6 protein-coding genes are annotated in these 6,843 nt (G+C 36.7%); 4 read left to right on the plus strand and 2 right to left on the minus strand.

From position 1 onward, the window contains the following. Positions 1-10 precede the first annotated feature (10 nt). On the minus strand, positions 11-1,120 hold the full coding sequence (locus BAQ49_RS23230) for a mandelate racemase/muconate lactonizing enzyme family protein (RefSeq protein ID WP_071747226.1): 1,110 nt from the start codon (positions 1,118-1,120) through the stop codon (positions 11-13). 93 nt (positions 1,121-1,213) lie between these two features. Here BAQ49_RS23230 and BAQ49_RS23235 point away from each other — a divergent pair, with 93 nt between their 5' ends. After that, complete coding sequence (locus BAQ49_RS23235) at positions 1,214-2,491, plus strand: transcriptional regulator (protein WP_071747227.1); 1,278 nt, start codon at positions 1,214-1,216, stop codon at positions 2,489-2,491. Here the strand turns inward: BAQ49_RS23235 and nhaC are convergent. Then, complete coding sequence (gene nhaC / locus BAQ49_RS23240) at positions 2,488-3,909, minus strand: Na+/H+ antiporter NhaC (RefSeq protein WP_071747228.1); 1,422 nt, start codon at positions 3,907-3,909, stop codon at positions 2,488-2,490. The two genes, BAQ49_RS23235 and nhaC, sit on opposite strands and share 4 nt — an antisense overlap. Positions 3,910-4,185: 276 nt before the next feature. On the opposite strand from nhaC, the gene BAQ49_RS23245 reads away from it, so the two are divergent. The 3 genes from BAQ49_RS23245 to BAQ49_RS23255 all read left to right on the plus strand — a co-directional run bounded on the left by BAQ49_RS23245 (position 4,186) and on the right by BAQ49_RS23255 (position 6,811). Next, positions 4,186-5,301, plus strand: coding sequence for a M20 peptidase aminoacylase family protein (locus tag BAQ49_RS23245; protein WP_071747229.1), 1,116 nt, complete (start codon positions 4,186-4,188; stop codon positions 5,299-5,301). A gap of 151 nt (positions 5,302-5,452) precedes the next feature. After that, entirely contained in the window at positions 5,453-6,061 is a 609-nt protein-coding gene (locus tag BAQ49_RS23250; protein WP_071747230.1) for an SAM-dependent methyltransferase, read from the plus strand. A 3-nt stretch (positions 6,062-6,064) separates the two neighbouring features. After that, complete coding sequence (locus tag BAQ49_RS23255; RefSeq protein ID WP_071747231.1) at positions 6,065-6,811, plus strand: hypothetical protein; 747 nt, start codon at positions 6,065-6,067, stop codon at positions 6,809-6,811. Positions 6,812-6,843: the final 32 nt, after the last annotated feature.

Below are 6,843 nucleotides of genomic sequence, written 5' to 3' on the forward strand. Positions count from 1 at the left end.
TAGTCCTCCTTTAGCGTACAACGTCTTGAAAGACGGTTAATTCTTGTAATGTATTTTCGTTTATTTCAATGCCGAGTCCTGGTTTTTCGTTTAAGCGAATAAATGGTACATCGTAATGTAGGTTTCCGATGTCTTTCGTGAATTTTAATGGACCTGTAAGTTCGACACTAGTAATGATTTTTTTTGAGAAAGCGACATGGAATCCTGCGGAAGAGGCAACAGATGATTCGACCATCGATCCAACTTGGCATTCAATGCCTGCCATTTCAGCTTGATGAGCGAGTTTTACAGCTGGATATATGCCACCGCATTTCATTAGTTTTATATTCACTTTATCAGCTGCGTCTAATTTAATAATTTGGCGCATTTCACGAGAGCCTTTTAATCCTTCATCAATCATGAGCGGAAGGTCTGTTTTAGAACGAATATGGGCCATTGCGTCAATATCGTCTGCTACTACAGGTTGTTCAATCCAGTCAATGTTTAAATGTCCTAATGAACGAAGTGCTGTTAATGTGTTTGCGCTATTTTTCCAGCCTTGGTTTACATCAACGCGAATCGCGATATCATTTCCTACACGTTCACGTACAGCTTCAATTCGTTTTACATCTTCTTTTACATTCGTACCGACTTTCATTTTGAAAGATTGGTAACCTTTCTGAATCATAGAGGCAGCTTCTTCAGCCATGTCTTCTGAATCGGCGATACTTAAGACGTGAGTGACAGGAAACTCTTCATGGTAGCGCCCGCCAATTAATTGATATACAGGTTGATTTAGTTTTTTGCCCATTATATCAAAACAAGCAATATCAATTGCAGCTTTCGCTGTTGGAACACCGTAAATTGTATTGTCCATCATGTCGTGTATTTTTTCGATATTCATTGGATTTTGCCCAATTAGAGCAGGAGCAAGTATATGTTTTAAAACATGGAAAGTACTTTCCCATGATTCACCTGTAACGTGATCATCGGCAACGCCTTCGCCGTAACCGATAATACCTTCATCTGTTTCCATTTTGACGATAATAGAAGGCATATCAGAATAAGAACCATAACTAATAACAAACGGATCGCGAAGTGGTAAACGAATTGCATAAAGATGAATAGTTGTAATTTTCATTGAATAAAGACCCCTTCCTGTTTACAATAGTTTTGTACATTTGATATAGTTGACGTTAAATAGTCGTTAATTAATGATGAGGAGTTAGAGAAAATGATAATAAAAATTGCAGTTGTCGGTTCAAAAGATTTTATGGAGAATCTTTTACCTATTGCTCATAAACTAGAAGAGATAGAGATTGATCCATATATTTACCTTCATCCGGCAGAATCTTCTGAAATATTAAAGCGTTTAAAACCTTGTGATGTTATCTTTTTCTCCGGTGCCCTACCTTATTATATGGCAAAAGAAATAAGAGAACAATTACGAATTCCAAGTACGTACTTACAGCAAGACGAGACAACTGTTGCATCTTCACTCCTTTCTATAATATATCATCAAAGTATTCAACCTCATAAAATTTCAATTGATTTAGTAGACCGTTCGTTTATTACGAATGTGTTCCATGATATCGGTATAAAAGAAAATCCACAAGTGTTGGATTATGAAAATATGTTATGGAGTAAAGATGAAATAAGTAGAATCATCGATTTTCACGTAGATAAATATCAAGCCGGAGAGGCTGATTTAGCTCTAACTAGTATTCATGCTGTCTACGACGAACTTCAAAAAATAGGTATTCCCTCAGAGCGTATGATAGATCCGACGCAATCAATTATACATGGGTTAAAAGATGCAAAAATAAAAGCTGAGTTAGCAAAAAGCCATTCAGCTACTGTTGGTGCTTGTATGATTTCTTCTTTAGAACTACGAAAAGATTTAATTGAACAACTAGATGTTATTTCAAAAGAATTACGTGGTTCATTCAAACAAGTTGATGACATGACTTTCATTTTGTATACAACTCGTGGTGATATCGAATCGATTATAAAAACAAATATGATAGATAACGTATTTACAAGTGTAGAAGGAGCGGTATCTATTGGATTTGGTTACGGAAAAACAGTAAATGAAGCGGAACAAAATGCAAAAATTGCTCAAGGTTTCGCAAAAAATAATCCGATAGAACGCTGTTTTTATATACTAACAAGTGATAAAGAATTATTTGGTCCGTTCCCGAAAGAACAGAGAGTACAAAGTTTAAAAAACGATAATCCTGAATTAATGAAAATAGCAAAGGAAACGAAGCTTAGTCCTGCAAACTTGTCAAAAATTATTCAATTTAGTCAGTCGCATCCATCATTGAAATTTACTGCGGCCGATCTTTCTGAGTACTTACAAGTGACTCGGCGATCGACGGAAAGGCTGTTAAAGAAATTAGTTGATTATAGGTATGCCAATATTTGCGGCGAGGAAATGCCCTATCAACAAGGGCGCCCTCGCGCAATATATGAGCTGAATTTACCATTGTATTCGTTTCAAAAATTTTAAGCTTCTAGTTGAGCTTTTTGTTTTTTCAGTAGGTCTGCTTTTTCAATATCCGATAGCTTCGTAATTGTGAGACCAGTTATGCCGTAAATGATGGAGATAATAGGTACGATGAAATTCAATATAGCATAAGGAGCATATTCGAATGCGCCGACTCCAAGTGTTGCGAGTATAAATACACCACATGTATTCCAAGGTACGAAAACAGAAGTTAATGTTCCACCATCTTCTAATGCTCTGGATAAATTTTTAGAATGTAGTCCTTTTTCTGTGTATGCATTTGCATACATTCTTGAAGGAACAACAATCGAAATATATTGTTCAGAGCAAGTGAGGTTTGTTGCAAAGCAAGATGCGATAGTAGAAGCGATAAGTCCCTTTGCTGATGTCGCTAATTTTAAAATTTGATTTACAATTGAGCGAAGAATTCCAGTATGTTCTAATACTCCGCCGAAAGTCATAGCGACAATTGTCATAGAAACTGTATTCATCATCGAATCTAAGCCACCGCGGTTAAATAGTTCGTCTACTAGCTTGTTTCCAGTGTCTATGACAAATCCAGTTTGGAGTGCACCGACAGCGGCTGAGACAGAACCACCTTGAATAAAGACCTGGGATAGAAACCCTAAAATGATACCTACGAGAATAGCTGGTATAGCTGGTACTTTTTTAGCGACCAATACCATAACGACTACAGGTATGATTAATAGGAAAGGTGAAATAACAAAGTTTTGTTGCAATACTTGTAATGTTTGATCGATGCTTTTTGCATCAATATTGTTATCGCCGAACCCTCTTCCTAAGAACGCATAGACGATAAGAGTAATAATTAAACCTGGGATTGTAGTATATAACATATGACGGATATGCACGAATAAATCTGTATTTGTTAATCCTGCGGCTAAGTTCGTCGTGTCTGAAAGCGGTGACATTTTATCGCCGAAATAAGAGCCTGAAATAATGGCACCAGCAACCATTGGGGCTGGGATTCCCATACTTAGGCCAATACCCATTCCAGCAACACCAATTGTTCCCATTGTAGACCAGGAGCTACCAATCGCTAACGCAACGATAGAACAAATCACGGTAATTGAAACTAAAAATAGTGATGGAGTTAAAAGTTCTAAACCGTAATAAATCATTGTTGCGACGATTCCACCGCCAATCCAAGCACCGATCGTTAAACCTACAAGAATAATGATAACGATAGCGGGTAATGCGAGGCGAATTCCTTTATACATTGCTTCTTCAAGATCGTTCCATTTGTAGCCATAGCGCCAAGCGACGATAGAAGCAACGGTTGTACCGATAATAAGTGGGACGTGAGGGCTTTGTTTTAATACAACAATTGTAACCATCATAACTGCAACTGTAATGATAATAGGGATTATTGCTACGCCAAAAGGTATTTCTTTTTTCATAAACTGCCTCCTCATTATGTATGTTTGTATTTTTTGAATTGTCGCAAAATAGACGTTTATTAAGTTATAATAACTAAAAATATATGTAAGCGTCAATAAAAAACAGAAAATAACGAATGTTCTTTCTGTATAAGGTGAGTGGAAATGAGTTATTAATAGCGCTTGAAAATAAATAATTGACTTTTTTCTTAAAATTCAATATGTTCATAAAAACATCTGTTTTTCATAAGTATAATTAACCTGAATGGTTTGTAATTTGGGAAGGAGAATGAAACGTTGAAAACATTAGAACTACAAGAGCGTTTAACGGAAATTTTTCAGCATTTACACGAAAACCCTGAAGTGAGTTGGAAAGAGTATGAAACGACAGCGTATATTACTAATTTTTTAAAAGAAGAAGGAATTTCATATAAAATATTTGATGATTGCCCAGGCGTGATTGCTGAAATAGGAAGCGGTAATCCAGTTATCGCGATTCGTGCTGATATGGATGCACTTTGGCAAGAAGTAGACGGGGAGTTTAAAGCAAACCATTCGTGTGGTCACGATGCTCATATGACAATTGTGATGGGCCTTATTTTACAACTGAAAAATATGAGATGGGATAGCGGTACTGTTAGATTTATTTTTCAGCCGGCAGAGGAAAAAGGAAATGGTTCTTTAAAGATGGTAGAGAAGGGCGCCGTGGATGATGCAGATTTCTTATTTGGTGTTCATTTAAGGCCGATTGAAGAACTGCCTTTGAAACAAGCTGCACCGTCTATTCGTCACGGAGCAGCAGGGTTTTTAGAAGGTATGATTCACGGAGATGATGCACATGGGGCACGCCCGCATCAAGGGATAAATGCAATTGATGTCATTTCTATGATTAATATCGGTTTGAAGAATATATGGCTACCACCACAGACCTCGTATTCAGTTAAGATGACGAGGTGCCAAGCTGGTGGTGATAATCTAAATATCATTCCAGGTAACGGACATTTTAGTTTAGATGTAAGAGCAGAAAATAACATATTACTAAATGAATTAAAGAAAAAAATAGAGCAAGTAATTCAATCAGCTGAATCGATGGGATCTAAAGTTTCTTATGAGTGGATCGATCTTGCATCAGGAGCAGAGGTTTCAGAAGAGGCAGAGCGCTTTATGCGAAAAGGCATTCTTGCAGTGTACGGGGAAGAGGGATGTACGGGACCACTGTATACAACAGGAAGCGATGATTTCCATTACTACACAGTGAAGAGACCACATTTAAAAGCTGTCATGCTAGGACTAGGGGCAAACCTACAACCTGGATTACACCATCCGTATATGAAGTTTGACCATTCTTGCATAATGGATGGAGTAGAAATATTGAAACAAACTGTATTGAAAGTATTAGAAAACAGGGGCTAGAGAGCTCCTGTTTTTTTGTAGGAATTTGTCGTTAAGTCGATATATTCGATTTAGCGACAATATAATTTCACGTACCAATTAATTTGATGAAAAATTCTCCTCCAGTACGTGGTGTATAATAATAGTAATATTTCTTAATAGGAGCAAACGAATGAACGAACAATATTACGATGCTGTATTAAATATAAAAACAGTCGGAGAGCAAAAAGGATTTAATAAGTCTATGCATTACCATCGTTATGAACCGACGCCATATAGCGGATTAGATGAGTTATTGAACCAATACGAAATTAAAAGTAGCGACCGAATTGTAGACTTTGGATGCGGAAAAGGGCGGCTAAACTTTTACATGCATCATAAGTGCGCTGCTTCAGCAGTTGGAATTGAGATGAATGAAGAGTTTTATAAAGAAGCGACGGAAAACCTTGAGCGTTATGCAAGAAAGGTGAGGAACAGTAAAGATAAAATTCAATTTGAGTGCTGTTTAGCACAAGAATATGAGATTGATCCGCGTGATAATCGGTTTTATTTCTTCAATCCATTTTCTGTACAAGTATTTATGAACGTAGTGAATAACATTTTGCTTTCGGTAGAAGAAACAGAGAGAGAAGTGGATATTATTTTATACTATCCTTCGGAGGATTATATTTTCTTCTTAGAGAATCAGACTGCATTTGAGCTGAAGAAGGAAGTAAGGTTACCGGGTGCTTATGAGAAGAATGGGAATGAGAGGTTTTTAGTGTATAGATTGGAGTGTTAATGTATGGGTGCTTGGGGAGTAGCGATATTATCAGACGATATTGCTGAAGATATTAAGTTACTGTATAAGGATTTGTTAGCAAATGAATATTCAAATGAGGAAGCAAGTAGGATTGTAATTGAGGAATACAAGAATGAATTAGATGATGAAGAAACCATTGTTTTTTGGTTAGTATTTTCTTCCATACAATGGAAGTTAGGGAGACTTCAAGAGAATGTTAAGCAGGAGGCATTGCAAATAATAGAGAGTGGTGCAGATTTAGCCCGCTGGGAAGAAGAACCTAAATTACAGAAGAAACGTGAAGTAGTTTTAAATAAACTAAGAGAACAGTTACATTCTCCGCAGCCAGAAGCTAAAAAAGTGCCGAAGAGATTTATAGCTAATACTTCTTTAAAAGCAGGTGATGCTGTTAGTTATGAATTAGTATCAGGGAGTTATATTATTCTTAAAGTCATTGAGATTATTGAGGAATGGCACGGAGATCGGTATCCGCTATTTGAAATATGTGACTGGGAAGGCGAAGAAGTGCCTTCCAAGGAACAAATTAACCAATTCGGTTTAAAGAAAAGGATTTATGAAGATGGAAAGCAAGAAATGATGAAACTCGCTATTTATCCTTCAGGAAAAAGAGATAACCCAACTAAGAGAATGCAAGTAGTAGCAGAAAATGTAAAAGTAGTATTGAATGTAGGAACACCTTATACAGTAATGGGGTGGAAGGAACTTGATAACTATTTACATGAAATATAATAAAAAAGACGCGCTACCTATTGGTAGCGCGT

Source organism: Bacillus proteolyticus, from assembly GCF_001884065.1.
In the GTDB taxonomy this organism is placed as follows: Bacteria; Bacillota; Bacilli; order Bacillales; family Bacillaceae_G; genus Bacillus_A; species Bacillus_A proteolyticus.